Origin of the sequence: Staphylococcus sp. GDX8P80P (assembly GCF_017893095.1) — a bacterium.
GTDB classification, from domain to species: Bacteria; Bacillota; Bacilli; order Staphylococcales; family Staphylococcaceae; genus Staphylococcus; species Staphylococcus borealis.
In genome coordinates this window covers 1-26,982 of the sequence record NZ_JAESMI010000022.1, presented here as the reverse complement: position 1 = coordinate 26,982, position 26,982 = coordinate 1, and the positions used below count along the sequence as shown (strand labels likewise).

The window sequence follows — 26,982 nt, the reverse complement described above, 5'->3', positions numbered from 1 at the left end:
CAATTGTGTCTGTAAACCGATAATTGTGATTTTTTGAAATAGACTGAAAAATTAAAGGCTATTTTTCATCATGAAGGTAAATATGAATTAAAAGTGTAAAAATTTCAGTGTCGAGACCTTTAATCAGTATAAAAAATTAAGATTGAGACACAAAGTCATCCTATTCTAGAACTTAATCGACGTGTTCTAAACGATATACTTTAATCTCAACCTTATTTTAAATTATAAATTTATTTTTGTAATACACCAATTTCTTGTAAATATTCTTCATAAGGGACTTCTTTAGATAAACCGCCTGGTTGATTTAGATCAATGACACGGTTTGCAATCGTATTGATGAATTCAAAGTCATATGACGTAAAGATGATCGAACCTTTAAATGAAGCAAGACCATCATTTACTGCTGTAATACTTTCTAAATCAAGATGGTTCGTAGGTTCATCCAATAGTAAAACGTTCGCACTTGAAAGCATCATTTTACTTAACATACAGCGAACTTTTTCACCACCAGAAAGTACACTCGCTTTCTTTTTAACTTCCTCACCACTAAATAACATACGTCCTAAGAATCCACGTAAGAACGTTTCAGTTTGTTCATCTTCAGGCGCATATTGACGTAACCAATCTACTAAATTCATGTCTACACCTTCAAAGAATTCTGAGTTATCTTTAGGGAAGTAACTTAATGATGTCGTTACACCCCATTTAAATGTACCTTCATCTGGCTCCATTTCACCAGCTAAAATTTTCAATAGTGTTGTTTTAGCAATTTCACTATCTCCAATTAATATTGCTTTATCATTTGGATTCATAGTGAATGAGATATTATCAAGTACTTTTTCACCATCAATCGTTTTAGAAAGGCCTTGTACGGTTAATAAATCATTTCCAATTTCACGTTCTGGCGTAAACTTAACATATGGATAACGTCTTGAAGAAGGTTGAATATCATCTAATTCAATTTTCTCCAATTGTTTTTTACGACTTGTCGCTTGTTTAGATTTAGAAGCATTTGCTGAGAAACGTGCAATAAAGTCTTGTAATTCTTTAATTTTTTCTTCTTTTTTCTTGTTTTGCTCTTGAGCCATTTTTTGAGCTAATTGACTTGATTGATACCAGAAATCATAGTTACCTACATATAATTTAATCTTACCGAAATCTAAATCAGCAATATGTGTACACACATTATTTAAAAAGTGACGGTCATGTGATACAACAATGACTGTATTATCGAAATTAATTAAGAAATCTTCTAACCAACTAATAGCAGGAATATCTAAACCATTGGTAGGCTCATCGAGTAGAAGTACATCTGGTTCACCAAATAAACTTTGAGCTAATAAAACTTTCACTTTTTGATTATTTTCTAATTCAGACATTTGTTTATCATGTAATTCAGTAGCGATACCTAAACCTGAAAGTAGGGAAGCAGCATCCGCTTCTGCATTCCAACCATTCATTTCAGCGAATTCACCTTCAAGTTCAGCAGCACGGATACCATCTTCATCACTGAAATCCGGTTTCATATAAATGGCATCTTTTTCTTTCATTACTTCATACAAACGTTCATGACCTTTGATAACGACGTCTAATACGCGTTCATCTTCATAAGCGAAGTGATCTTGTTTTAAAACAGCCAAACGTTCATCTTTACCCATTGAAACGTGTCCTGTTTGAGAATCAATTTCTCCTGATAAAATTTTTAAAAACGTTGATTTACCAGCACCATTGGCACCAATAAGTCCATAACAATTACCTTCAGTAAATTTAATATTTACATCTTCAAATAGTTTACGATCGCCGAAACGTAAACTTACATCAGTTACTTGTAGCATGCATTTACTCCTTTATTTATCGTTTATCTAACGCAAAAATTATATCATATTCTGTATAGAGTTTCGACCTAATGTAAATGTAAACGTGTGAATGCTTGTTTTTACTATGCATGTTATAATAATGTAGAATACAAACCCCTGAAGGAGAATATTATGGCATTAGATAAAGATATCGTTGGTTCAATTGAATTTTTAGAAGTCATTGGTTTAGAAGGTTCTACATACCTTTTAAAAGGTCCAAATGGTGAACAAGTAAAATTAAATCAATCAGAAATCAATGATGAAGATGAATTAGAAACAGGTGAAGAATACAGTTTCTTCATCTATCCAAACCGTTCTGGAGAATTATTTGCAACTCAAAATATGCCGGACATTACGAAAGACAAATATGATTTTGCCAAAGTGTTAAAAACAGACCGTGATGGTGCACGTGTAGATGTTGGTTTACCAAGAGAAGTACTTATTCCTTGGGAAGATTTACCGAAAGTGAAATCATTATGGCCTCAAACTGGAGATTATGTACTCGTTACATTACGTATCGATAGAGAAAATCAAATGTTTGCGCGCCTGGCTAGTGAAACAATCGTAGAAAAAATGTTTACGCCAGTTTATGATGACGAAAAACAAAATGAATTTATTAAAGCAAGACCATATCGATTATTAAGAATAGGAAGTTTCTTGCTATCAAATGATGGCTATAAAATCTTTGTACATGAATCAGAACGTAAAGAAGAGCCACGTTTAGGAGAAGAAGTAGAAGTACGAATTATTGGTCATAACGATAAAGGTGAACTAAATGGTTCATTTTTACCTCTAGCTCATGAACGTCTTGATGATGATGGTCAAGTAATATTTGATTTATTAGTCGAATACGAAGGTGAATTACCTTTTTGGGATAAATCAAGCCCAGAAGCAATCAAAGAAGTATTCAACATGAGTAAAGGTTCATTCAAACGTGCCATTGGTCACTTATACAAACATAAAATTATCAATATTGAAACAGGGAAAATTTCTTTAACTAAAAAAGGTTGGAGTCGTGTAGAAAAAGATTAATCATCTCGATTCAAACATTTTCCTTCTATTTAAATAGTAGTTTTAATACGCTTTGTAATTTTAAGAAATTTTTCTAACCGCTAGTCATACATGTGGGGCTGGAAGATGAATTCGATAAGAATTCTCTCCAGCCCCTTTTTTATTTTCATAGACAATCTTTATGCTTAGTATTAATTTTTCTATAATCTTAACAAAAAATTTACATTTAAACCATTTTGTATTAACAAAAGGTATGTAATATAAGGACTGTAAGAAATACATATAACATTTTGGGTTATCTATTAGGAGGATATTTCAATGAAAAAATGGCAATTAGTTGGTACAACTGTTTTAGGCGCTTCGGTATTATTAGGCGCATGTGGTGGTGGAGATAGCAGTGGAAGTGGTTCTGGAGATGGCAAAGACCTTAAAGGTGAAGCCAAAGGTGAAGGTTCATCAACAGTAGCTCCTATCGTTGAAAAATTAAACGAAAAATGGGCTAAAGATCATCCAAACGCTACTATTTCATCTGGTCAAGCAGGTACTGGTGCTGGTTTTGAAAAATTCATCGCTGGCGAAACTGATTTCTCACAAGCTTCTAGACCTATTAAAGATGAAGAAAAACAAAAATTAGAAGACAAAGATATTAAATATAAAGAATACAAAATTGCACAAGATGGTGTAACAGTTGCTGTAAACAAAGATAACGACTTCGTTAAAGAATTATCTAAAGATCAATTGAAAAAAATCTACAGTGGCGAAGCTAAAACTTGGAAAGATGTAAATTCAAGCTGGCCTGATAAAGAAATCAAAGCATTCTCTCCAAACTCAAGTCATGGTACTTATGATTTCTTCGAAGAGGAAGTAATGAACAAAGAAGATATCAAAGCTGAGAAAAACGGAGATACTAACGTAATTGTTCAATCAGTTGAGAAAAACAAAGAGGGTATCGGTTACTTCGGTTATAACTTCTACGAACAAAACAAAGATAAATTAAAAGAAGTTAAAATCAAAGACGATGAAGGCAAAACTACTGAACCAACTAAAGAAACAATCAAAGACGGTTCATATGCTTTAAGTAGACCATTATACTTATATGTTAAAGAAAAATCATTAAAAGATAATGACGTAATGAGAGAATTCATCAAATTCACATTAGAAGACAAAGGTAAATCTGCTGAAGATGCTGGTTATGTAGCTTCACCAGAAAAAGTTTACAAAGATGAACTTAAAAGCTTAGAAAAATATGATAAAAAATCAGATAAATAATAATCATTATTAATAACAAAGGGCTGGGAATTATTCAAGGGGTATTACAAGGTAGCAACTCTGCTACCTTGTTCTCGAATATATGGGTGATTGTTAAAATGTTTTAAGGTTAATTTGAACTCATTGTTTACCTGATAATTTCTAGCGCTTTTTTAAATTTATTGGGAGAAAAAGAGAGGGTTATATATGGCATCGGAAACTAATGTTAGAGACTTGATAGCTAAAAATAACGCTAAAAAGGGCGGTTTTAGTGATAAAATCGTACCCATTATTTTAGGTATTATAGCTGCAATCTCAATTTTAACTACAATCGGTATTCTATTCACTTTGATAACTGAAACAATAACATTCTTCACACGCGTATCTATCGTTGAATTCCTATTCACTAAAGACTGGAACCCAACAGGTTCTGATCCTAAATATGGTATCTGGGCACTTGTAATTGGTACTTTAAAAATTACAGTTATCGCAACGATCGTCGCAGTACCTATTGGATTAGGCGCAGCTATTTATTTAAGTGAATATGCAAGTGACAAAGCACGACGTATTATTAAACCAATTCTTGAAATCTTGGCAGGTATTCCAACAATTGTATTTGGTTTCTTCGCTTTAACGTTTGTAACACCTGTTTTAAGAACGTTTATTCCAGCGCTTGATAGTTTTAACTCTGTCAGCCCAGGAATTGTAGTAGGTATTATGATTGTTCCTGTCATTACAAGTATGAGTGAAGATGCTATGGCATCTGTACCTAATAAAATTCGTGAGGGTGCTTACGGTTTAGGATCAACTAAATTCGAAGTTGCTACAAAAGTAGTATTACCAGCTGCAGCCTCTGGTGTCGTAGCTTCAATCGTTCTAGGTATCTCTAGAGCCATCGGTGAAACAATGATCGTATCATTAGCCGCTGGTAGTTCACCTACAGCATCACTAAACTTAACAAGTTCAATTCAAACAATGACTGGTTATATCGTAGAAGTTGCAACTGGTGATGCTACATTCGGTTCAGATATGTACTACAGTATTTATGCCGTTGGTTTCACGTTGTTTATCTTCACGTTAATAATGAACTTAATTTCTTATTGGATTTCGAAACGCTTCAGAGAGGAGTATTAATATGACAGCTACTACAAATCCTAAAGCAAAAACATTAATAGACCAAAATAAAGTAGAAAAAAATATTTCAAGTCGTGGCAAAACGAACAAGCTAAATAAATGGTTATTCTTTACATGTATCGTCATCGCTTTAATCGTACTTGCAGCTTTATTAATTCAAACATTTGTTAAAGGTATTGGTTATCTTACACCAGATTTCTTTACGAGTTTCTCTTCTTCTACACCTTCACAAGCAGGTATTAAAGGTGCATTAGCAGGAACAATTTGGTTAATGGTAAGTATTATCCCAATCTCTATGATTTTAGGTGTTGGTACGGCAATTTATTTAGAAGAATATGCGAAAGACAATTTCTTTACGAGCTTCGTTAAAATTAGCATTTCTAACTTAGCCGGTGTACCTTCAATCGTATTTGGTTTACTAGGATTAACATTGTTCGTTCGTGGTGGCGGTATTCAAGCACTTGCTTTAGGTAATAGTGTTATCGCTGCAGCCTTAACAATGTCATTACTTATTTTACCTATTATTATCGTTTCAAGTCAGGAAGCAATCAGAGCTGTTCCAAACTCTGTTCGTGAAGCTTCTTACGGCTTAGGCGCAAACAAATGGCAAACCATTAGACGTGTTGTATTACCTGCAGCACTACCTGGTATCTTAACTGGTTTCATTCTATCTTTATCTCGTGCACTGGGTGAAACAGCACCATTAATCTTAATTGGTATACCAACGATTCTATTAGCAACACCAACAAGTATTATGTCTATGTTTACAGCATTACCAACGCAAATTTACACTTGGGCTAAAATGCCTCAAGCTGAATTCCAAAATGTTGCATCAGCAGCAATTATCGTATTACTAGTCATCTTATTATTGATGAACGCAGTAGCCATTTTCTTACGTAACAAGTTCTCTAGAAAATATTAATCCATTCATATACATCATTCATTAGGGAGTGAAGATTGAAGCGACAATGACATGTTTATAATCGTGCATCATTATCGTTTCAATCTTACAGATATAAAGGAGTTTTTAATTATGGCAAATACAAATGTTAAAGAGAAAGAATTAGCACAACATACAAATCGATCTCAAGACTCAATTTCAACAGTTGTTTCATCAAATGAAGTGAAACATAATAACGAAACTGATACGAATAAAAAAGTAGTTTATTCAACACAAAACTTAGATTTATGGTATGGCGATACACATGCTTTACAAAATATCAATTTAGATATTTTAGAAAACAATGTAACAGCAATTATTGGACCATCTGGTTGTGGTAAATCAACATACATTAAAACATTAAATCGTATGGTAGAATTAGTACCTTCAGTCAAAACTGCTGGTAAAATTCTTTACCGTGATCAAAATATCTTTGACGAAAATTATTCTAAAGAAAAATTAAGAACGAATGTTGGTATGGTGTTCCAACAACCAAACCCATTCCCAAAATCAATTTATGATAACATTACTTATGGCCCTAAAACACACGGTATTAAAGATAAGAAACTATTAGATGAAATCGTAGAAAAATCTTTACGTGGCGCTGCAATTTGGGATGAATTAAAAGATAGATTACACACAAATGCATATGGTTTGTCTGGTGGTCAACAACAACGTGTTTGTATCGCTAGATGTTTAGCAATTGAACCAGATGTCATTTTAATGGACGAACCTACGTCTGCACTTGACCCAATTTCTACTCTAAGAGTTGAAGAATTGGTTCAAGAATTAAAAGAAAATTATTCAATTATTATGGTTACACACAACATGCAACAAGCTGCACGTGTATCAGATAAAACTGCATTCTTCCTTAATGGGTACGTTAATGAATATGACGACACTGATAAAATCTTCTCTAATCCTTCTGATAAACAAACAGAAGATTACATCTCAGGACGTTTCGGTTAATATTCGACTATGATGACCATTATTAGACAGAAATACGAAGGTCAATTGGGTGACTTAATTAAAGATATTCGTCACCTTGGTCTTCGTGTTTATTTTAATCTAGAACATGCTTTAGTGTCGTTAAGTGAAGAAGATAAAAATTATGCAAGAAAAGTAATTGAAAATGATAAAACGATTAATCATTTAGACTATGAAATTAATGAAAAAGTGATTATGCTCATCACTAAGCAACAACCTATTGCAACTGATTTAAGAATGATGATGGCAGCTTTAAAAATTTCCACAGACTTTGAGCGAATGGGTGATAATGCAGCACATATCGCGCATATTAGACTCCGAGTAAAGATTACGGATCATTATGTGTTAACGCGTTTAAAAACGATGGGGAAATTGGCAATGCTAATGTTGCAAGACCTTAACACCGCAACAAAGGAAGAAGATATCACATTGATTAAAGAAGTGATTGAACGTGATAAAGACATTGATGATCTTTATGCCAATATTGTTAACACGACTTATCTAATCGATAACGATCCTTTTGTAGCCGGACAAGCACACCTTGCAGCTCGAAACCTTGAAAGAGTCGGGGACCACGTTAGAAATATAGCAGAAAGTATTTATTATTTCTATACTGGGGAACATTACGATAAATAACATAGAATTATTCCTAAATGAAATAACCCAAATCAAGTAAATAAACCCTGAAAATAACTGATTAACTAGTTATTTTCAGGGTTTTAAAATTAATCAACAAACGTAATGACTTAACCTTGTTGTTCAATTTCATCTGTTAATTGTTCCGCTTCGTTTACTAAGTCAGAAATGTATTTGATTGTTGCTTTAAGTGGGGCATCTGTTGTAATATCAACACCTGCAATTTTTGCCAAAGCAACAGGTGATTGGCTTCCACCTGCTTGTAATGTGTTTAACCATGCATCTACTGCGGGTTGACCTTCTTGCTTAATTTTTTGTGAAACAACCGTACCAATAGTTAACCCTGCAGAGTATGTGTATGAGTACAATCCCATATAGTAGTGGGGTTGGCGCATCCAAGTTAATTCCGAACCATCTGTTAACTCAACAGTGTCACCAAAGAATTGTTCATAAACATCTTGCATGATATGGTTGAGTACTGGCGCTGTTAGTGATTCACCATTATCCACTTTGCGGTATACTTCACGTTGATATGCAGCTTCTAATAAGTGAGTAACCATATTATGATAATACGTACGTGATAATATTGAACCAATGACCCAACGTTTAAATTTAGGGTCTTCACTATTACTGAATAAATAATTAGCCATTAACATTTCATTCATAGTAGATGGTGCTTCAACGAAATACATTGATGCTTCAGAATCTAACAAGTGTTGATGTTGCTGTGCTAATGTGAAATGTCCTGCATGACCTAATTCGTGTGCTAAGACAAATGTTTCAGTCATTTTACCTGTCCAAGAAATAAATACATATGAATGTGTAGCATATGGACTAGCACAATAAGCACCTGTATCTTTCCCTTTATTCTGTGCAAAATCAATCCAGCGCTGATTATAAGCATGTTCCACCATTTGAATATAGTCATCACCAAGTACCTTTAGTGCACCATGAATATATTGTTTAGAATCTTCTATTGATATTTCAGGCTCATAACTTGGATCAACAGATACTTTTAAATCTTCGAAGCGCATTTTGTCTAGCTTGTGAATACGTTGTAATAGTTTAGCGTATTTCTGCATTACTGGCGCTAAATCACTCATAATTACGTCAATCTGTCTGTCATACATTTCTCGAGTAACTTCTTGATCATGTAATAAGTAGTCAATGACAGAATCATAACCTCTTAAATCTGCTTCTATTTTTTCTTGTTGCACATGTTGGTTATATGTCGCAGCAGTTGTATGTTGATATTTCTTTAATGCGTCACTAAAGCTTTTGAAACTTTTACGTCTAAATTCAGGATCAGCATTATCTTCATATTCATTTTCAAATGTAGCGTAATCCATAGGGTATGTCACATTATTATGTTCAAATGATTCAAAGGCAATGTCTAACATTTTCGTAGTGCCATATAATTCATAGGCACTTTGGAAAGTAGGTGACAAGCTAGCCAATACTTGCTCAACTTCTGGAGATAATTGATATGGTTTGCTTTCAATTAATTTTTCTAAGTAGTGTGGCACATCAGATTCAGCTATTGCTTGTTTAATCACATCCTCAGGTAGTAATACTATTTCTGATTCTACAAAGGATAACTGACTTGAAATTTTTCCATAATTTGTTGATAATTTAGCACTTAATGTTTGTGCCTCTGTGTTTGCTGTATCGACACTTAGTCGTAATTCTGCATAATTGCCTAGACGATCAAGCTGAATAAGGATATTTTCAAATTCAATCAACACTTTTCTAATCATCGTAGCATCAGTAATTTTACCTTTGTATTGTTGGTTAAATGATTTTGATTGGTTAAGGACATTATCTAACGTTTCATAAAAATGTGCGTCACTTTCAAATAAATCATTTAAATTCCATTTTTCTGATTCAGAGACATCTTTTCTAAATGGTAAACCTGACGTCATATATTTCACTCCCTCAATTATTTTTCACAACTATTATACACAATATTATTTTCAAACTCATTATTAAGCCTTAAGGCCGAGTTAAACTCGTAAGCAAAGATGTATGATTTAATTACGTATTATTGTATAGTATTTAAAAGAACTTTTTTTAGGATAGGAGATACACATGACTATTTTTGATATGCCAAACTATTTATGGATTACTATAGTTGCAATGATTATTTTGACTGTCTTTAGTGCTTTAGTACTAAAAAAATGGTTTGTATCCGCAGTAATTACATTTGTTGCGTTAGCTGTTTTAGCATTTTTCATACCTAATTTTTATGACATTTCATTCCAACCATTACTTGGATACGCTGCGTTTTTAGCCATTATCAGTTTAATTATTAGCTTTTTATTATGGTATTTCACTAGAAATTGGCGTCGTGAACGTAAAAAGAAACAATTAGAAAAGGAAATACGTAAATACGAAGATGATGACGAAACATTCCGTCGTCGCAATAGATAATAAAAAAACGTTTGAAACTAAATGCATTAAGCATGATGTTTCAAACGTTTTTTATTATATTTAGGGGGTGTGCTCTATTATTTATTAAATGCCTTTTCAATTTTATCTAATTGTTCAATCGTTGTTTGAATACCACCTTCTGAAAAATACCATGCATTAGATTCAAATTGGTAAACTTGATTATGCTTGATTGCCTTCATATTTTTAATGACATCATTATTTAAAGCAGAAGGTAAGGTTTTGTCGTTACCTTTTTGTGTACGATCTATTACAAATAACTTATCTGGATTTACTTTATTTAAATACTCATAAGTAACTGTATTACCAGCTGAGTTTGCTTTCATAGACTTGTCAGCATGCATTATACCTAAATCTTTATTTAGGAATCCACCGAAACGTCCTGTAGGACCAAATGCTTTAACACCTTTATCATCTGCGTTTAGAAATAGTACCGTATCGTTATTGATAACTTTTTTCATCTCAGCTACTTTCTTACTAAGTTTTTCATTTAAATCTTTAGCTACATCTTGTTTTTTGAAAATTTTACCAAACAACGTTGTGTTATCTTTAATTGATTCAATATAATGATCGTTGTCAGGACTCACAAATAATATTTTAGCGTTAGGTGCAGCTTTTTTCATTTCATCTAAAGTTTTAGTATGAGCTTGTCTAAATGAAGCGAAAATGACTTCGGGTTTAGCCTTTGCTAAATTATCATAATTAGGTTGTCCAGGATTACCTAAGTTAGTATATTTGTCATTTTTAAATTCAGAAAGGGAAGTAGGCAAGAATGCTGCACCTTTACCTTTTGCAATAGCTACAATTTTGTCTTCTAATCCCATCTGTTTCATAATATCTAGCGCACCATAATCCAACACAGCAACTCGGTCTGGATTTACTGGAATCTTAACTTTCTCGGTTTTCATATCACCTTTAGTATGGGTATTATTTTTATCCTTGAATTCATATGTATTGTCAACGGTAATCGTATCCTTGGAAGAGGATGTTTTTGAATTCGAATCCTTGCCACACGCAGCAAGTAATATGATGATTGAAAAGAGTATAGCAATATATTTAAATGAATTTTTCATAATTAAGCCTCCTATGAAACAATTATAATCGAAATTGATAATCATTTTCAATATAATTTAATGCATATACTCACTTATTTTTAAACTAAATCTTCCAGTAATTGATCTAAAACAAGACATAGGGCATCTGTATTAGCATCAATACACTGAATTTTATTTTCGTTTTTAAAAAGAGTAACATCTATTTGATTATTATTCACAAAATAGCCAATCTTAGCGTGTTGTAGCATCTCAATATCATTATGATCATTACCAAATGCAATATAGGCTGGCTGACTACCAAGGATAGATTCAATAGCCGTAAATTTATTGATATATTTAGCGGTAATATCAATATTATGTTCATTCGAATGATTAATCAGAGATAAATGAGGTGCAGTTGTTGCTATATAAGTAGCAATTTCATCAAAATATTCGTTAGCAATATTCAATAAAATCGTCTTAATCGGTGCCTTAATATCATCAAGTGTTAATTTGTGTGCTAATCGTTGTGGATCAAGACGACGAAAAATAGTATGAGACTCATCAACACGCGCAGCATAATCCCATTGATCATCTACAATATAATCTAAAGCATAGTGGTTAATAACATCTTTGATTACCTTAAAAGATTTAGGCTGAATGGTTGCCAATGGTCGTATATGACCATTAATAGAAACGATAGAACCATTACCGCCAATAAGTGGAAATAAATGAAATTGCTTAGGTAAAACAGGTATTAAATCACGTATCGGTCTTGCCGAAGCAAAAATAACTCTATGTCCTATATTATGTAAACTAAGTAAACGATCGACAATATCTTGATTAATTTGTTGTCCATCAAAACAAATCGTACCATCAATATCTAATATGATATTCATATATAACTCCTTAATATATAAGTATGTATAAAGTTTAGCATGTAAAACAATTTGTGGTTAAATGATATCAATGTAAGTATATATTAACTAAAAAGAAAATCATAAACGCTATTTAATCAGAAGTGGATTAATCCATGGAAGAATAGGTCCCCTAGGATAATACATATAACTTCCTATAATATATATTATGTAAACTAAAATACTGACATTGATATATATCTTTAGTTATTACACTTATTCCTACGCTGTCAGGATGATTTCTGAACATGTTATTTTATCACTACGTATCATTGATCAAGAACTTGCAGTATTTAGCAGCTACCTAAACGTTAAATAATTAAGTAAATAATATTTACTATACCAATGACTAAGTACATACATTCAACTAAATGTGAACGTATATCGTTTTAATCGATGATAGAGACTCGCCGATATAATTTAGGTTTTTCTTAAATTACTGTATTTACATAGTTATATTTAAAATGCTTCCAAGGTGCCTAAATATTTCTTTCTCACTTATAAGTATGGTATTTTGTTTTAAATCGTAATTGTTTCGCATTAAACCGTAAATGATGTACATACCCATAAAAGATAAACTAAATTAATTTCTATAAGGAATTAGTTTTTATACATTTTAATTTTACTAAAATAAATTTATTTTGTAATATTATTGCTAAAAACCAAACCTGTGGTAATATTAAATTGTAGGGGCAACATGAAAATCAACTTAGAATTTACCTACACTGTATTGTAACTTGTCTCTATCACTCGTTACGATAAATAAAGGCTGTGACATGTTGAATGTCGCAGCCTTTATTAACATTAATTTATTTTTTTTATTTTCTTGCGAATTGTATTAAGTGTATTAAACAACCAATATTTAAACTTATTAATAGGTTTATAGAAATCCCCAATTAACTCTTCGATATATACATTAAATCCTCGTTTAAAGCGATAAACACCATAATCTTCACTATTCTCTGTGAAATCGCCTGATAAACCGTAGAAATTATAGCGATCATAACCATGTTCGAAACAATAGTTCATCATATGCCAATGCATCATATATGGTCCCATATAATTATTATATTTTTCAGATGAGCCTCCAGAGAAGTAATTCACTTCATATGCATTTGCGAAGAAAATACCTGATGCTAAATTCAAGATTTGGCCATCTGTTTGACGTAATTCGCTTGCATTTAAGAGTTCTTTTTTATCGTGTTCAATTTGCTTATCTAATTCAGCAATTTTTCTAAGTTGTTTATCATTTTTATTTTCTTTTGCCATCATTTGATCACGACGGCTCTCTTTGTCAGTTAACGCGTCTTGCAATGATTTTATGTATTCATCTAAATCAATGTATGCAAGTGGAACAAGCACTTTATCTCCATAAGTATCAAAGAAGTTATAGAAGTATTCATCCGTCTTAGATACGAAACCTGTTCGCGCTTCTGTTTCACGATATAAATCTAGGAATATATGAAATTCATCTCTACTTAGAAATCTTACTTTTACCCCGTAGTTTATCGCTTTATTGATATTTCTTTTTCGTTGGCTATCAAATTGCTTTCTCAATGATGCAGGTGTTTCTCCTTTTAGGTAGTTAACCCCCATCCAACGCGCTTGACTTGATGTGTCATATTTAGTAGTAAATCCATGGTGCTCATAACCATGAGATTTAAATAAGTTGACTACCGCATCATTTTTCTCTCTATCTTCAAGTGGATTAATATCTTTATCATAAATTTGATAAATCCAATATGGATCAATTTTAACGTATAGGCATTGATGTTGATGTAAATATTTTTCTAATTCACGTAAATAAAAATCAACTAAACCTAGATCTGAGTAATCCATAACTGGACCGCGATTTGAGTAATATACATAACTTCCCATAGTTGGTATTTTTGAGAAAAGGCTAGCTGCAAGCACTTTATTGCCTTCGTCTTTAACACCAAGTAACACTACTTCAAAGCCATCATTTTCACGTGTTTGAATATTTTCTTTCATTTGGAAGTAATGGCTTTCTAATGATGGGTTTTGTACAAAGTTTTCGAATTCTTTAACTGTTAACTCTGTAAATTTCATATTCGTCTATTCCCCTCTTAATTAAATCTATTTTTCATCTTTTTGAGTGTCTTATATACTGAATACATAGGTTTGTTAATCGGTTTCATAAAGTCCCCAACATACTCAATTACATCTGCATTGAAGCCTTTTTTAAATTTAATAACACCAACATCTTCAGCATCTTCACTGAAGTCACCACTGATGCCATAAAAATTGTATCTATCAATGCCGTGATCAATCGCATAATTAATCATTGTCCATTGAACAGCATAACTTCCCGCAAAATGTCTATACTTATTAGAAGTTCCTCCAGCATAGTATACAACTTCGAATGGATTGATAAAGAAGAAACCAGCAGATATTGGCAGTTCATTACCGTGTTCAGCTTGTAATGTTTTTGCCTCATCTATTTTTTGTTGATTAGCATCAAGTTGTTTTTCAAGGTTTTCCTTTTTATTTAACGCCTTTTTATTATCTGGGCGTTTTTCAATATCTTTAATCGCTTTATTTACATCTTTATTTAACGTTTCACGTTCATTCTGAAGTTCTTCTAAATACTCATCAAATTTAATATAAGCTAATGGAACGAGCACGCGATCCTTAAAATGTCTATATCGATTATAATAGAAACTATCGTCTCTATCTTGGAACTCTTTCGTTTCGGTAGTATCTTCCATAAATGAACGGAAGATTGGAAGTTCTTCTTCTGATAAGAACTTAACTTTCACACCATTTTTTTGAACTTTTTTTGTATTACGTTTACGAAGACTATCCATACCGTTTAATACATCTTTAGCTGTTTTGTTTTTTAAATCTAGAACAGAATGGTAACGAATTTGTTTAATCGGGTCAAAGCCTTTAGTAAATCCTTCATGTTCAAATCTTAGATGCTTCATCTTATCGAAGAACCAATCATTGCCAGCATTACCTGTTATGTCACCGTCATGATTCAAGTATTGATATGGTAAATAAGGATCAACACGAACAAAGAGACAATGATGTTGTTTTAAATACTTTGTTAATTCATTAAAGAAAAAGTGGACAAGCTCTTTGTTATCATAATCAATTACTGGTCCACGGTTACTATAAAAGTACTTAAAAAATTTCATGACTGGTACTGCTGTTAACATGCAAGCTGCAATGACCTTATTATCTTTATTTTTGATACCAACTAAGTGAGTTTCTGTTTTATTTGCAACTTTCATCTCATAGTTTTCAGTCATTTGGGTGAAATGACTATATGGCATATTATCTGTATAATTGCCAAATTCTGCAGCTGTTAAATTTGTAAACTTCATTATTTATTGCTCCTACTTCAAAGAATCTTTATCTATTTTTTTAGTTCAAAATTTAAATTATAATTTTGAATAATATCTTTATCTTCAACCAAAAATTTATATATCCAGTTTCATTTAGTATACAATAGAAATTAACAAAACTAAAATACAAACCATTTATGAGATTGAAATATTTTATAAAATAAATGTTGTGATCCTACCTAAACGATATCATCTAATTAAAGTAGTAAATAAAAACTGGAAGCGGAACAGAATTCTTTTAAAATTCGTCGTCCGCTCCCAGTTTGTTTTGCAACAATAATCAGGTGTGGCTATTGTATAATAATGATTCAAATTTGTATTACCACTACCAAGGGACACTTTTTATCTAAAGCATATCTAACGTCTCTCTTACTTGTTTCAAAAAGTGAATCGTATCCACATTATCATCTTGACTCAAACGTTTAACGATTTCACTACCAATAACTACACCGTCTGCTACATCAGCAATATCTTTGACATGTTCAATTGTTCTGATTCCAAACCCTGCAACAACTGGTATATCTGTATGTGCTTTAAGCAGTTTTAATTTATCTTTCAATTGTGGATGAAATGTTCCATTTTCACCCGTTGTAGCATTCATTGTTACCGTATAGATAAATCCTTCTGCCTGTTTAACAATTTTATTAATACGTTCATCATCTGCAGTCATTGCTACAAGTGATATGAGCTTAACATTCACCTTAGCTATTTTAGCTTTCAATTTTTGAGTTAATTCGTGTGGCAAATCAGGAATAATCACACCATAAACACCCACATTTGCGCATTGTTTAAAGAAAGCCTCTTCGCCATAAGAAACAATAATGTTGTAATACGTCATTAGTACATATTTACAATTGATTTCATCTTTATGATTAAATAGTTCATTAAAAATATAATCTATTGTTACCCCTTCTTTGATCGCGTGGTTACCTGCTTCCATAATGATAGGACCATCCGCAACTGGATCTGAGAACGGCACACCGATTTCAACGATATTAGCACCGTTTTCATCTAAGATTTTCATATTCTTAATAAATGATTTATTTCCCACAATGTATGGAATAAAAAGCTTAGTCATGTGAGTCACCTCTTGTCTTCATATAATGTCGAATTGTCTCCATGTCTTTATCACCGCGACCTGAAATCGTCACAACTAAAATCTCATCTTTATTCATTTTTGGTGCTAATTTTTCGACATAACTCAGTGCATGTGCACTTTCAATGGCTGGTATAATACCTTCCATTTTACTGAAGCGGATAAGTGCCTCCATAGCCTCGGTATCACTAGCATGTTCGTATTTAACACGTCCAATGTCGTGATAATATGAATGTTCTGGTCCAATACCTGGATAATCTAAACCAGCCGATATTGAGTGTGCTAATTCTACTTGTCCGTGGTCATCTTGAATTAAGTACATTTTTGAACCATGAAGTACACCAGGTCGCCCTTTTCCAATTGCGAGCGCGTGCTTATCTGTATCAAATCCTTGTCCAGCAGCTTCGACACCATACAACTTAACGTTATCTTGAATAAATGGATAAAACGTTCCTATAGCATTAGAACCGCCACCTATACAAGCCACCACAGCATCAGGTAATCGTCCTGCTTTTTGAAGTATTTGATTTTTTATTTCATGGCCAATTACACTTTGAAAATCTCTAACCATTGTGGGAAATGGATCAGGTCCTAATGCTGAACCGAGTAAATAGTGTGTATCCTCAACATGACTCACCCAATATTGTAATGCCTTATTAACCGCATCCGAGAGTGTTCCTTGACCATCATCAACTGCTTCAACTTTGGCACCTAATAATTCCATTCGAAATACATTGAGCTGTTGGCGTTTAATATCTTCTCTACCCATAAATACGATTAACTCCATATCAAACAATGCAGCAACTGTGGCACTTGCTACCCCGTGCTGACCAGCTCCTGTCTCAGCAACCAATTTATTTTTGCCCATTCGCTTTGCCAATAATGCTTGACCTAATGCATTATTTATTTTATGCGCACCTGTATGATTTAAATCTTCCCGTTTTAAATATATTTGAGCGCCACCCAGTGCTTGCGTGTATGATTTTGCATACGTCAACGGTGTTTCTCTACCTACATATTCTTTTAAATAGTACGATAATTCATCTTGAAATGATTGATCATTTTTTGCTTTCTCATATGCTTGCTTCAATTCAATAATTGCCGGCATTAGTGTTTCCGGAACATATTGACCACCATATTCTCCGAAAAATCCTAGTTCATCTGCTTCGGTTTGTATATTAAACATTCTTTTGTACTCCCTTCAATTGTTGTATTACAGTTAACATTTTATTTTTGTCTTTCATGCCATTTGTTTCGATTCCGCTTGAGATGTCATAACCTACGTGATTTAGATGTAATGTTTCAATTTGTTTTATTTTGTTAGCATCAATACCTCCAGCGATTAAAAATGGAACGGATTGCTTAATGCGTTTTAAAATCGTCCAATCAAATGAATAACCAGTCCCACCATAATGCTTAGATGGTGTATCTATAATAAATAAGTCTACATAAGGACGATATCGTTCAATTTCATCTATGATATTCTGGCTAGCTGGTAACGCTTTAATTATCTTAATGTTCTTAAAATTCAGCCTAATTCGCTTGATAAATGCTATCGTTTCTTCCCCATGGAGTTGAATCGCATTGATATGCGTTTGTTTTAAAATATGCTTTATAAGCTGGAAGGTGGGATTAACGACTACAACTACTTTATCTATACCGTCTGGGACAAACTGGGCTAACGCATTAATTTGTTCAATCTCTAAATGACGTTTGCTTTTAGGATAGTGTACAAATCCCACCATATTTACATTCAGAGTAGGCAACTTTAACACTTCTGATTTTGTTTTAAATCCACAAAATTTTAAAATCATACTTTCACCTTTTTTAATTTAAGTGATGGTATAAAATGTTCTAACTGATTACAATTCATTAAAGCACCACCCACTAATAAGCCGTCAATACCACTATTTATGATTTGTTTGACATCTTGTTGTGATTGAATACCACTTTCAGATATATAAAAATAGTTTTCCTTTTTATACTCAAGTATATGATTCGTATGTTCAACATCGGTGTTAAAGGATTTTAAATCTCGATTATTTACACCAATGATTTGCGGTTCTAACTCATGTGCCCGTTGTAACTCATTATCATCATGTACTTCAACTAACACTTCTAATCCCTTAGACGTCGCATAATGATAAAGTTGTTTTAACTTTTCATCAGTAAGAATATTCACAATGAGTAAAATAATTGATGCACCCGCTTGTTTAGCAACATCAATTTGAAGCGGATCAATGATAAAATCTTTGCACAACACCGGCAATTGCGTCTTTGCCGATAAAGCTTGTAATCTTTCAAAACTACCACCAAAATATTGTTCATCAGTAAGGATAGAAATGGCATCTGCGCCATATCTTTCATAATCATTTATTTGTTGAACTACATCTTTTTGTTGAAATGCCTTAATGGACGGACTCTTAGATTTGATCTCGGCGATTAATACCAAATTTTCGTTTCTACTTAATGCATCGGTTAAACGTGCTTTACGACTATGTTTTGTCGCTTTTAATGTTTGCAATTTCTGATGGTAATAACCATCGTTTAATAAATGCTTTTTATATGCCACTATGTCATTTAATATTGTCACAACTATCACCTCTAATTTGTAAAAATTGTTTCATCGCACGACCACTATCAATTAAATGTTGTGCGAGATCTATTCCGGAAGCGATTGTAGCTACTTTTTCTGATACATATAATGCAAGGGCTGCATTCAGTACAACAACATCTCTTCTACAAGATGTGTCACGACCACTTAAAATGTCCAACGTAATTTGTTTGTTTTCAATTGGACTACCACCTTGTAATGCTGTGTTATCAGCAGCCTTTAATCCATATTCTTTAGCATTAATATAATAATGCGTTATATTACCCTTTTCATTTAGCTCATAAATTTCATTGTCTCCAGATAATGTAGCTTCATCCATACCGTTGGCTCCATGTATTACGATTGCTCTTCGACGCCCTAAATCTCTAAGCGTTTGCGTTATCATGTGCAACCGACTTGGGTCGTATACGCCCATGACTTGATAAGTTAATTTAAATGGATTGATAAGTGGCCCAATTATATTAAAAATAGTCGGCATTGGAATCATTTTTCTAACAGGTTGAATATGTTTCATAATGGGATAAGATTCCATCGCATTAATAAATGCCAATCCTTGCCTTTCGATTTGTAATGTTACATCTAATACTTTCGTCGTCCTTATGTCTAATTCTTTTAATAAGTCTGTGCTTCCTGAATGCGATGTGATGCTTCTATTTCCATGTTTGATAACCGGAACACCTGCGCTCGCGACGACAAACGATACCGTCGTTGAAATATTAAAACTATTTGATTTATCCCCTCCTGTTCCACACACACAAATACTACCTTCATATGTGGGTTGTTTAGGATACATAGTTTGAATTAATCCATTGGCAATATAAGTTAATTCTTCTTGTTTAATTTCTTTTTTAGTAAAACGCGTTAGTACATCGACTTTTTCTTCAATATCAACTTGCGGATTCGTTAGATACATTATCAATTGCGTTGCCTCTGATTGGGTTATAGTAGTATGTTTATTTATATGTTTTATTAGCGCCATTCAGATGCCCCCTTTCTTTTACAATATGAATGAAATTCTTAATGATTTGTGCGCCAAACTCAGTGGCGAATGATTCGGGATGATATTGAATTCCGAAATGTAGATGTTCCTTATCTTCAAAGGATTGTATTGCATCTTTCGTCCGCCCAGTAATAATTAAATTCTTTGGAAAAGACGCTATGTCACTGACAAGGGAGTGATATCTCATTATTTTAATTTGATGTGGTATCGACAAATAGAGTGGCGACTGATTTTGAATTTCAAGTGTGTCCACTTTGCCGTGCATCACTTTTTCTCCTTGAACAACTTTGCCACCGTAATAGCAAGTAAGTGCTTGAGCGCCTAAACATACCCCTAGAATAGGTAATGAATGATAGTTATCAATAATTGTCATCAATTCATCCCCATCTAATGGGTGGCCAGGACCTGGAGAAATAATCACACCATCAATTTGATCTAAATAATTCAACACATCTTTATCATTTGGATATTTAATACATACATCATCAATTTGACTAACAATATCAACTAAGTTATACGTAAATGAATCATAATTATCTATAATTAGTATCATGGTGTTACCTCCAGTAAACTTTTGGCTTTAAGTCGCGTTTCTTCAAGCTCCTTTTCAGGTACAGAATCGTATACCACCCCGCAGCCTGCCTCAACATTAACCGTATTGTCATCAATGAGCATGGTCCGTATTGCCAATGCAAAATCTAAATTTTGGTTACAATTGATATAACCAACGCCACCACTATAGACGCCTCTCTTATATGGATATGCTTCATATATACGTTGTATTGCTCTTAGTTTAGGCGCACCAGAAACGGTTCCAGTTGGTAAAAGACTTGCAATAATAGTCATCGGAGATAACCCCTTTTTAATTTTGCCTTTCACTTCACTGACGATATGCATGACATGTTCATATTTTTCAATTACCATAAGTTTAGATATTTCAGAAGTTCCGGTGATACTCACTCTATGAATGTCGTTTCTACCTAAATCTACAAGCATACTATGTTCACTTCGCTCTTTCTCATCTGTGATTAATTGATTAGCATTACGCTCATCCTTTTCTGGCGTTGTACCACGTTGAATCGTTCCAGCAATGGGATTCGTTGTCACCTCACCGTTATGAACTGCGACAAAACTTTCTGGTGAACTCCCAACTATAATCTCTCGGTCCATGTTGATGTAATACATATATGGGCTAGGGTTTTTCCGTTTTAAATTTTGATAAAGCTGATAACTTAATTGGTTCTTATCCTCTTTGAAATGATGCTCATAACTATATATTCTAGAAGGTACAACTTGAAACATATCTCCTTCAGTAATCCGTCGTTTCATTTCTTGGATGATCTGAATGAATTGTTCATCAGAAATATTTGCTTTTATATTTGATCGCTTAGGTCGTTTTTTAATATCTTCTTGATAAACTTGAATGTGTGATAATGACTGAACGTTACGAGCTACCCTAGTTTTTAATTCAGTTTTACTTACTTTTGAAAATTGATTTGACGCAATGACGTATAACTCATCTTTATAATGATCAAATACAAAGACATCTTCTATCATATAAAGCGTTGCGTCGTGTGTTGTTTTATTACTTTCAATAGCGATGCGTTGTAAAATTGGAAATTCATGTCGCACTAAATCAAAACTACACGTTCCGATAAAACCTGAAATAAATGGCAATTGTTTTAATGTTTCATCATCAATGTCACAATCAAACTGATTGATGAATGATTTCAAATAATTGTATGGCTCGGAAGTTATTGTTTGAGTTCCTTTTAAAGTTTCAATTATCAATGCATTATTATTTAATTTGACAGTGCCATAGGGCTCAAATGCTACGATAGAGTATCTACCTTTCAATTGTTGTTGACTCGTACTTTCGAGTATAATTTTTCGTTCGTTTAACTGCCCTAAAACTTCGGGCGTTATATGCGCTCTTAATACTTCATAATAAAAATCCATTTTCTCATTCCTTTCATAAAAAAAGTCAGCCTCCTTATCTAAAGGACGCTGACGCGCGGTACCACCTTAATTAACGCAATATTCCGATTATTCGGAATATTGAACATTCACTCATTGATATTAATTTGTTTTACTAGCATAAACCCAATTTCATATTAAGCGGTGTTGATTTACATCACCCATCAACTTTCTGTCACTACCATACTTATCACTACTTCATTTATGCTATTAAATTGAATATAAAAAACACCACAGCATACGCGCTTACTTTATAAGGACGCGTTACCGTGGTGCCACCTTAATTAACAATAATTTGTTCACTCATCAATTATTAAACTTTAGAATTCCAGACCCAATTCGATAAATACGTTGTGCCAATTTGCATCACCCATTGGCTTTCTATTTGCTACAAACCATATCATCTACTTCATTCATAGAATTGTGTGATATTTCTTATAATTCAGTATAATACAAAAATCTATTTTGTTTGTCAACAATCAATTATAAATTTATAGGTGATAAACAGTATGCATAAAGAAGATTTTGCGTTGCTTCAATAGATTCTACATGTGTTCTCTCTAGTGCATGAGATGATTCGATACCAGCACCAAATAGACCATGACGAATATCAGCACCAGCTTTTAAGGCTGCTGACGCATCTGAACTATAATATGGATAAATATCCACTTTATATGGTATATCGTTTATTTTACATAAATTTATTAGATGTGATTTTAATTCTTTATGATATGGACCAGATCCATCTTTAGCACAAATTGATACGGTGTATTCATCTGATGACTGGCCATCACCTAATGCGCCCATATCAAGTGCAATAAATTCTACTATCTTATCCGATATAGAAGCATTCGCACCATAACCAATTTCTTCGTTATTGGAAATGTAAAATTGAGTTGTATGTGGTAATTGCGTTTTTTCTTGCTTAAGTTTCTCTAGCAATTCTAGTATCATTGCCACACTCGCTTTATCATCTAAATGTCTTGATTTGATAAATCCTGATGAGGTAATCTCAGTTCTAGGATCAAAACTGACAAAGTCTCCCACTTCAATTCCTAAATCTCTTGTCTCTTGATCAGATGTCGTTTTTTCATCGATACGGATTTCCATATGTTCACTATCTCTTGGTATTTCATGGTTATTTCTGTAAACGTGCACACTTGTTTCATGCATACATATCGTTCCAGTATATGTTTGTCCCGATTCAGTTTGAATCTCACAATATTCTCCCTCAATAGCATTGTATGTAAATCCACCTATTAAGCTTATAGCCAATCGGCCATCCTCTTTAATGTCTTTAACCATTGCTCCTAATGTATCTACATGAGCAGTAATACATCTTTGTTGCGCTTGGTTTTCTCCTTGAACTTCGATAATTAAAGCGCCTTTATTTGTTATCTTTGTGTCATAACCTAGTGATTCAACTCTATTCTTAACATAATTGATTGCCTCTGTCGCATTACCAGATGGGCTATTGATTTCTGTGAGTTCTTTTATTGTTTTCAATACCTTTTGAGTCATCATTATCTCCCCCTAGTTAAATTATTTGTTGGTAACATTTTATCGTATTTATAATACTATCACTATTAATTCATTTATTTTACTATTGTTTATCTATAGCCTGTACCTTACAATGTACATATTCTGAAAATTTCGAAATAAGGTGATTCAATATGCAACATATTTTATTTGTAGGTCTTGGTTTGATTGGTGGAAGTTTAGCCAGCAACTTAAAATATTACCAGCCTAACTTAACCATATCTGCTTTTGATGCAGATAAAAATCAACTAGAAAAAGCTTTGTCGATTGGAATAATTGACGAAAAAGTTGAAGATTATAGTGAAGGTGTTAAAAAAGCAGACGTTATTATTTATGCTACGCCTGTACAACAAACTGAAGTGTATTTAAAAGAATTACCCAATTATCAAACACAACCTCATTTGATTGTAACTGATACTGGCAGTACGAAAGCTAATATTCAAAGCTACGAAGCATTTCTGTTAAGCAATGATATTCATCTTATTGGTGGCCATCCAATGGCTGGAAGTCATAAATCAGGTGTTCTTAACGCTAAAAAACACTTATTTGAGAATGCTTACTACATCCTTGTTTATAATGATGCACGCAATGCTGAAACATCCCAAAAATTACAATCATTATTATCAACGACATCTGCAAAATTTATAACAACCTCTGCTCAAGAACATGATTACGTTACTGGTGTCGTCAGTCACATACCTCATATTATTGCATCAAGTTTAGTTCATTTAAGCGAATCAAACTCAAATCATCATGCTTTGATAACTCAATTAGCTGCTGGTGGTTTTAGAGATGTTACACGTATTGCTAGTAGTAATGCAGATATGTGGCGTGACATTACATTTAGTAACCAAGAGAACATACTTCACCTATTGGATATGTTACAACAACAGATAGATTCAATTTCCACGCATATTCGCTCAAATCACATTGATGAGATTCATGATTTCTTCTCAAGTGCTAAAAAGTTCAGAGACCAGCTCCCAGTTAAGCAACAAGGTGCACTAAGTATTGCGTATGATCTTTATGTAGATATTCCAGATAAATCGGGTATGATTAGCAAAGTTACTTCCATCTTAAGTTTACATAATATTTCTATAAGTAACTTAAAAATTCTCGAAGTTCGTGAAGATATTTTAGGTGCTTTGCAAATTAGCTTTAAAACTCCTGAAGATCGCGAACGTGGTATTCAGGCATTGCATGATTTTGAAACATATATTTTATAAGTATATCCTCCTAACTTGATGACGCTCCTAAAATATTAGTAGCTCAAGACACCGATGATTGGATCCCAATGCAGAAATGATACAAACGATGCAAAATTGGACATCGAGCCCTGAGTAAAGAAAACTTCACAAAGATATACCACGAGCAAAGCAAGTTGGCAATTGGAATGCCCAGTTTTCATCTTGATACCATCATTGTTAGGAGGACATTATTTACATTTTATGCCCTGCCATTAAACCTAATCGTCCATGCTTTGTTCCAGCATCAGTATAAGATATCGCTTTAGATATAATGCCCTTCCCATATTTATTTTGTAAATAATCAATAGTTTTGGCTAATTTCTCATCTCGTCTTCTTTCATACTCATCAATAAACAAATTGAGTTGACGGTCTTCTTCATTAATAAGTTGTGTCAATGATACACTCAATGTCCGATACAGCGCGTGTTTATCACATAATTGATTCGCATAATAATTTACTACCTTATAAATATCTCGCTCCAAGTTTGTCTCATCCGTTAATGTATATTGCTTATGTACGCCGCCACCTTCCGTATAGCCAAATGAAAAGTGAATGGTTCTTGCCAATTGCTTACGTGCTCTTATTCTACTAGCAACATCTTCAATTAGTTCTTGCATGACTACTTTCGACTCTTCAAATCGGTAATCTCTCATCAAAATTTGGCTTTTGCATATAGAAGGATTAGTAACATTATATTTCTCTCTCAATTTACTTTGATCAATACCGTTTGCGTGTAAATGCATATCCACCCCTATTACACCAAAATCTCTTTTGAGATATTTATACGGATACTGTGCTAAATCGCCTACCGTTACAATCCCTTTCTTGTTAAGTTTTGCTTCTGTTTTTTTATTAATGCCCCAAAATTCCCTTAGTGGCGAAATTTTCCACAACTTTTGGGGGACATCATAATATCTCCATTCTGTAATACCATTGGCTGTATGCTTCGCTTCGATATCCATTGCCACCTTACTTAATAACATATTTGAGCCTATGCCTATTGTGCAATATATCCCTGTTTTATCTTCTATCTCTTTTTGTAATCGCTCTGCAAATGACTGAACAGTAGAGTTAAATCGATGATAACTATTAGTTACATCTAAAAAAAATTCATCGATGCTATATTGATGCAAGTCTTCTCCTGGTACATATTTAAGTGCAATTTTAGAAATTTCAATTGAAACTTCTAAATATTTTCTCATGCTAGGATTAATAATATAAATGTCATTCCGATGTGGTATTTCAAATAGCCTAGATCCTGTTTTAATACCAATTTCTTTTAGTTTAGGTGTAGCTGCTAAAACAACTGAACCTTGTCTTTTAGTGTCTGCAACTACTGCCAATTTTGTTTCTAGTGGGTCCAACCCTTTGTCGATGCATGAAACACTAGCAAAAAAACTCTTTTGATCAATACACAGAATATCTCTATCCTCCAACAAATTATAATCATACATGCCAGATACCTCCCTTATCCAATTCCTATTATATACGAACACTTGTTCTATTTCAACAAAAATAAGAACGAGTGTTCTTAAAATTATTTTGGAGTCGTATCTTAAAACATGCTATACTATGGATGAAATTACTATTTCAAGGAGGAAATAAAATGCCAATCATCAATGTTAAATTATTAGAAGGACGTTCTGATGAACAATTAAAAAATTTAGTTACTGAAGTAACAAATGCCGTTGAAAAAACAACTGGAGCTAATAGAGAAGCTATTCATGTTGTCATTGAAGAAATGCAAAAAAATCATTATGGCGTTGCAGGCGTTAGAAAATCAGACGCTGAATAAAACGTAGATAAGTTTACATAATAATATTATGGTATTTAATTGCTAGTAAAAAAGCAGACTTAGCAAGTGTGCTTTTTGGGCTGACCCCAATTAGTGGGAATTATATAAAAACACTTTCGTTGAATTCATAT

Annotated in this window: 24 protein-coding genes; 9 read left to right on the top strand and 15 right to left on the bottom strand. The window is 33.1% G+C overall.

Features of this window, described 5'->3' with window-relative positions; translation table 11 throughout:
- Window positions 1–230 precede the first annotated feature (230 nt).
- Window positions 231–1,835, bottom strand: a complete 1,605-nt coding sequence (locus tag KA858_RS03185) for an ABC-F family ATP-binding cassette domain-containing protein (protein ID WP_053030917.1) — start codon at window positions 1,833–1,835, stop codon at window positions 231–233.
- Between the two features lie 153 nt (window positions 1,836–1,988).
- Here KA858_RS03185 and cvfB point away from each other — a divergent pair, with 153 nt between their 5' ends.
- From cvfB to phoU, 6 genes are all read left to right on the top strand, one after another.
- Window positions 1,989–2,888: an RNA-binding virulence regulatory protein CvfB gene (gene cvfB / locus KA858_RS03180; protein ID WP_210135001.1), complete on the top strand. Its 900-nt coding sequence runs from the start codon at window positions 1,989–1,991 to the stop codon at window positions 2,886–2,888.
- Window positions 2,889–3,185: 297 nt separating this feature from the next.
- Window positions 3,186–4,136, top strand: coding sequence for a PstS family phosphate ABC transporter substrate-binding protein (locus KA858_RS03175; protein ID WP_070855596.1), 951 nt, complete (start codon window positions 3,186–3,188; stop codon window positions 4,134–4,136).
- 186 nt (window positions 4,137–4,322) lie between these two features.
- Window positions 4,323–5,249 carry a phosphate ABC transporter permease subunit PstC gene (gene pstC, locus KA858_RS03170; protein WP_053030923.1) on the top strand — a complete coding sequence of 309 codons (927 nt, stop codon included), beginning with the start codon at window positions 4,323–4,325 and terminating at the stop codon, window positions 5,247–5,249.
- A gap of 1 nt (window position 5,250) precedes the next feature.
- Window positions 5,251–6,171, top strand: a complete 921-nt coding sequence (gene pstA / locus KA858_RS03165; RefSeq protein WP_053030925.1) for a phosphate ABC transporter permease PstA — start codon at window positions 5,251–5,253, stop codon at window positions 6,169–6,171.
- Between the two features lie 111 nt (window positions 6,172–6,282).
- The gene (gene pstB / locus KA858_RS03160; protein ID WP_053030927.1) at window positions 6,283–7,158 is read left to right on the top strand and encodes a phosphate ABC transporter ATP-binding protein PstB; all 876 of its coding nucleotides are present in this window, start codon (window positions 6,283–6,285) and stop codon (window positions 7,156–7,158) included.
- A 12-nt stretch (window positions 7,159–7,170) separates the two neighbouring features.
- Window positions 7,171–7,812 (top strand): phosphate signaling complex protein PhoU, encoded by a 642-nt coding sequence (phoU, locus tag KA858_RS03155; protein WP_053030929.1) that lies wholly within the window; start codon window positions 7,171–7,173, stop codon window positions 7,810–7,812.
- Window positions 7,813–7,922: 110 nt separating this feature from the next.
- Here the strand turns inward: phoU and pepF are convergent, their stop codons facing one another.
- Window positions 7,923–9,734 carry an oligoendopeptidase F gene (gene pepF / locus KA858_RS03150; protein WP_210135000.1) on the bottom strand — a complete coding sequence of 604 codons (1,812 nt, stop codon included), beginning with the start codon at window positions 9,732–9,734 and terminating at the stop codon, window positions 7,923–7,925.
- A 166-nt stretch (window positions 9,735–9,900) separates the two neighbouring features.
- On the opposite strand from pepF, the gene KA858_RS03145 reads away from it, so the two are divergent.
- Window positions 9,901–10,242, top strand: a complete 342-nt coding sequence (locus KA858_RS03145) for a hypothetical protein (protein ID WP_053030933.1) — start codon at window positions 9,901–9,903, stop codon at window positions 10,240–10,242.
- A gap of 77 nt (window positions 10,243–10,319) precedes the next feature.
- On the opposite strand, the gene KA858_RS03140 is transcribed toward KA858_RS03145, so the two are convergent.
- From KA858_RS03140 to KA858_RS03085, 12 genes are all read right to left on the bottom strand, one after another.
- Entirely contained in the window at window positions 10,320–11,333 is a 1,014-nt protein-coding gene (locus tag KA858_RS03140; protein ID WP_210134999.1) for a siderophore ABC transporter substrate-binding protein, read from the bottom strand.
- Window positions 11,334–11,413: 80 nt separating this feature from the next.
- Complete coding sequence (locus KA858_RS03135) at window positions 11,414–12,193, bottom strand: HAD-IIB family hydrolase (protein WP_210134998.1); 780 nt, start codon at window positions 12,191–12,193, stop codon at window positions 11,414–11,416.
- Between the two features lie 822 nt (window positions 12,194–13,015).
- A complete protein-coding gene (locus tag KA858_RS03130) occupies window positions 13,016–14,281 on the bottom strand; it encodes an aminoacyltransferase (RefSeq protein WP_210134997.1) in 1,266 nt (421 codons plus the stop codon).
- 17 nt (window positions 14,282–14,298) lie between these two features.
- Window positions 14,299–15,561, bottom strand: a complete 1,263-nt coding sequence (locus KA858_RS03125; RefSeq protein WP_210134996.1) for an aminoacyltransferase — start codon at window positions 15,559–15,561, stop codon at window positions 14,299–14,301.
- Window positions 15,562–15,928: 367 nt separating this feature from the next.
- Window positions 15,929–16,660, bottom strand: coding sequence for a tryptophan synthase subunit alpha (gene trpA, locus KA858_RS03120; protein ID WP_210134995.1), 732 nt, complete (start codon window positions 16,658–16,660; stop codon window positions 15,929–15,931).
- Entirely contained in the window at window positions 16,653–17,864 is a 1,212-nt protein-coding gene (gene trpB, locus KA858_RS03115; RefSeq protein ID WP_210134994.1) for a tryptophan synthase subunit beta, read from the bottom strand. The genes trpA and trpB overlap by 8 nt, the downstream gene beginning before the upstream one ends.
- Window positions 17,857–18,492, bottom strand: coding sequence for a phosphoribosylanthranilate isomerase (locus KA858_RS03110; protein WP_210134993.1), 636 nt, complete (start codon window positions 18,490–18,492; stop codon window positions 17,857–17,859). The genes trpB and KA858_RS03110 overlap by 8 nt, the downstream gene beginning before the upstream one ends.
- Window positions 18,489–19,271 (bottom strand): indole-3-glycerol phosphate synthase TrpC, encoded by a 783-nt coding sequence (gene trpC, locus KA858_RS03105; RefSeq protein WP_210134992.1) that lies wholly within the window; start codon window positions 19,269–19,271, stop codon window positions 18,489–18,491. Before trpC ends, KA858_RS03110 begins: the two co-directional genes overlap by 4 nt.
- The gene (trpD, locus tag KA858_RS03100; protein WP_210134991.1) at window positions 19,255–20,271 is read right to left on the bottom strand and encodes an anthranilate phosphoribosyltransferase; all 1,017 of its coding nucleotides are present in this window, start codon (window positions 20,269–20,271) and stop codon (window positions 19,255–19,257) included. Before trpD ends, trpC begins: the two co-directional genes overlap by 17 nt.
- Window positions 20,246–20,845 carry an anthranilate synthase component II gene (locus tag KA858_RS03095; protein WP_210134990.1) on the bottom strand — a complete coding sequence of 200 codons (600 nt, stop codon included), beginning with the start codon at window positions 20,843–20,845 and terminating at the stop codon, window positions 20,246–20,248. The genes trpD and KA858_RS03095 overlap by 26 nt, the downstream gene beginning before the upstream one ends.
- Window positions 20,842–22,251, bottom strand: a complete 1,410-nt coding sequence (locus tag KA858_RS03090; protein ID WP_210134989.1) for an anthranilate synthase component I — start codon at window positions 22,249–22,251, stop codon at window positions 20,842–20,844. Before KA858_RS03090 ends, KA858_RS03095 begins: the two co-directional genes overlap by 4 nt.
- 501 nt (window positions 22,252–22,752) lie before the next feature.
- A complete protein-coding gene (locus KA858_RS03085) occupies window positions 22,753–23,790 on the bottom strand; it encodes a M42 family metallopeptidase (protein ID WP_210134988.1) in 1,038 nt (345 codons plus the stop codon).
- Between the two features lie 152 nt (window positions 23,791–23,942).
- On the opposite strand from KA858_RS03085, the gene KA858_RS03080 reads away from it, so the two are divergent.
- On the top strand, window positions 23,943–25,034 hold the full coding sequence (locus KA858_RS03080; RefSeq protein ID WP_210134987.1) for a prephenate dehydrogenase: 1,092 nt from the start codon (window positions 23,943–23,945) through the stop codon (window positions 25,032–25,034).
- A gap of 213 nt (window positions 25,035–25,247) precedes the next feature.
- Here the strand turns inward: KA858_RS03080 and KA858_RS03075 are convergent, their stop codons facing one another.
- Window positions 25,248–26,510 (bottom strand): Y-family DNA polymerase, encoded by a 1,263-nt coding sequence (locus KA858_RS03075; RefSeq protein ID WP_210134986.1) that lies wholly within the window; start codon window positions 26,508–26,510, stop codon window positions 25,248–25,250.
- A 152-nt stretch (window positions 26,511–26,662) separates the two neighbouring features.
- Between KA858_RS03075 and KA858_RS03070 the strand changes: the two genes are divergently transcribed.
- Window positions 26,663–26,851 (top strand): 2-hydroxymuconate tautomerase, encoded by a 189-nt coding sequence (locus tag KA858_RS03070; protein ID WP_053030962.1) that lies wholly within the window; start codon window positions 26,663–26,665, stop codon window positions 26,849–26,851.
- Window positions 26,852–26,982: the final 131 nt, after the last annotated feature.

Excerpts from the sequence above, each read along its gene's own strand:
- KA858_RS03140 (WP_210134999.1), bottom strand. The coding sequence starts at position 11,333 with ATGAAAAATTCATTTAAATATATTGCTATACTCTTTTCAATCATCATA.
- KA858_RS03075 (WP_210134986.1), bottom strand. The coding sequence starts at position 26,510 with ATGTATGATTATAATTTGTTGGAGGATAGAGATATTCTGTGTATTGAT.
- KA858_RS03185 (WP_053030917.1), bottom strand. The coding sequence starts at position 1,835 with ATGCTACAAGTAACTGATGTAAGTTTACGTTTCGGCGATCGTAAACTA.
- cvfB (WP_210135001.1), top strand. The coding sequence starts at position 1,989 with ATGGCATTAGATAAAGATATCGTTGGTTCAATTGAATTTTTAGAAGTC.
- KA858_RS03130 (WP_210134997.1), bottom strand. The coding sequence starts at position 14,281 with ATGAAATTTACAGAGTTAACAGTTAAAGAATTCGAAAACTTTGTACAA.
- trpA (WP_210134995.1), bottom strand. The coding sequence starts at position 16,660 with ATGACTAAGCTTTTTATTCCATACATTGTGGGAAATAAATCATTTATT.
- KA858_RS03080 (WP_210134987.1), top strand. The coding sequence starts at position 23,943 with ATGCAACATATTTTATTTGTAGGTCTTGGTTTGATTGGTGGAAGTTTA.
- KA858_RS03085 (WP_210134988.1), bottom strand. The coding sequence starts at position 23,790 with ATGACTCAAAAGGTATTGAAAACAATAAAAGAACTCACAGAAATCAAT.
- KA858_RS03175 (WP_070855596.1), top strand. The coding sequence starts at position 3,186 with ATGAAAAAATGGCAATTAGTTGGTACAACTGTTTTAGGCGCTTCGGTA.
- KA858_RS03110 (WP_210134993.1), bottom strand. The coding sequence starts at position 18,492 with ATGATTTTAAAATTTTGTGGATTTAAAACAAAATCAGAAGTGTTAAAG.
- KA858_RS03135 (WP_210134998.1), bottom strand. The coding sequence starts at position 12,193 with ATGAATATCATATTAGATATTGATGGTACGATTTGTTTTGATGGACAA.
- KA858_RS03145 (WP_053030933.1), top strand. The coding sequence starts at position 9,901 with ATGACTATTTTTGATATGCCAAACTATTTATGGATTACTATAGTTGCA.
- pstA (WP_053030925.1), top strand. The coding sequence starts at position 5,251 with ATGACAGCTACTACAAATCCTAAAGCAAAAACATTAATAGACCAAAAT.
- trpD (WP_210134991.1), bottom strand. The coding sequence starts at position 20,271 with ATGGCGCTAATAAAACATATAAATAAACATACTACTATAACCCAATCA.
- KA858_RS03125 (WP_210134996.1), bottom strand. The coding sequence starts at position 15,561 with ATGAAGTTTACAAATTTAACAGCTGCAGAATTTGGCAATTATACAGAT.
- pstB (WP_053030927.1), top strand. The coding sequence starts at position 6,283 with ATGGCAAATACAAATGTTAAAGAGAAAGAATTAGCACAACATACAAAT.
- KA858_RS03095 (WP_210134990.1), bottom strand. The coding sequence starts at position 20,845 with ATGATACTAATTATAGATAATTATGATTCATTTACGTATAACTTAGTT.
- pstC (WP_053030923.1), top strand. The coding sequence starts at position 4,323 with ATGGCATCGGAAACTAATGTTAGAGACTTGATAGCTAAAAATAACGCT.
- KA858_RS03070 (WP_053030962.1), top strand. The coding sequence starts at position 26,663 with ATGCCAATCATCAATGTTAAATTATTAGAAGGACGTTCTGATGAACAA.
- pepF (WP_210135000.1), bottom strand. The coding sequence starts at position 9,734 with ATGACGTCAGGTTTACCATTTAGAAAAGATGTCTCTGAATCAGAAAAA.
- KA858_RS03090 (WP_210134989.1), bottom strand. The coding sequence starts at position 22,251 with ATGGATTTTTATTATGAAGTATTAAGAGCGCATATAACGCCCGAAGTT.
- trpB (WP_210134994.1), bottom strand. The coding sequence starts at position 17,864 with ATGTTTAATATACAAACCGAAGCAGATGAACTAGGATTTTTCGGAGAA.
- phoU (WP_053030929.1), top strand. The coding sequence starts at position 7,171 with ATGACCATTATTAGACAGAAATACGAAGGTCAATTGGGTGACTTAATT.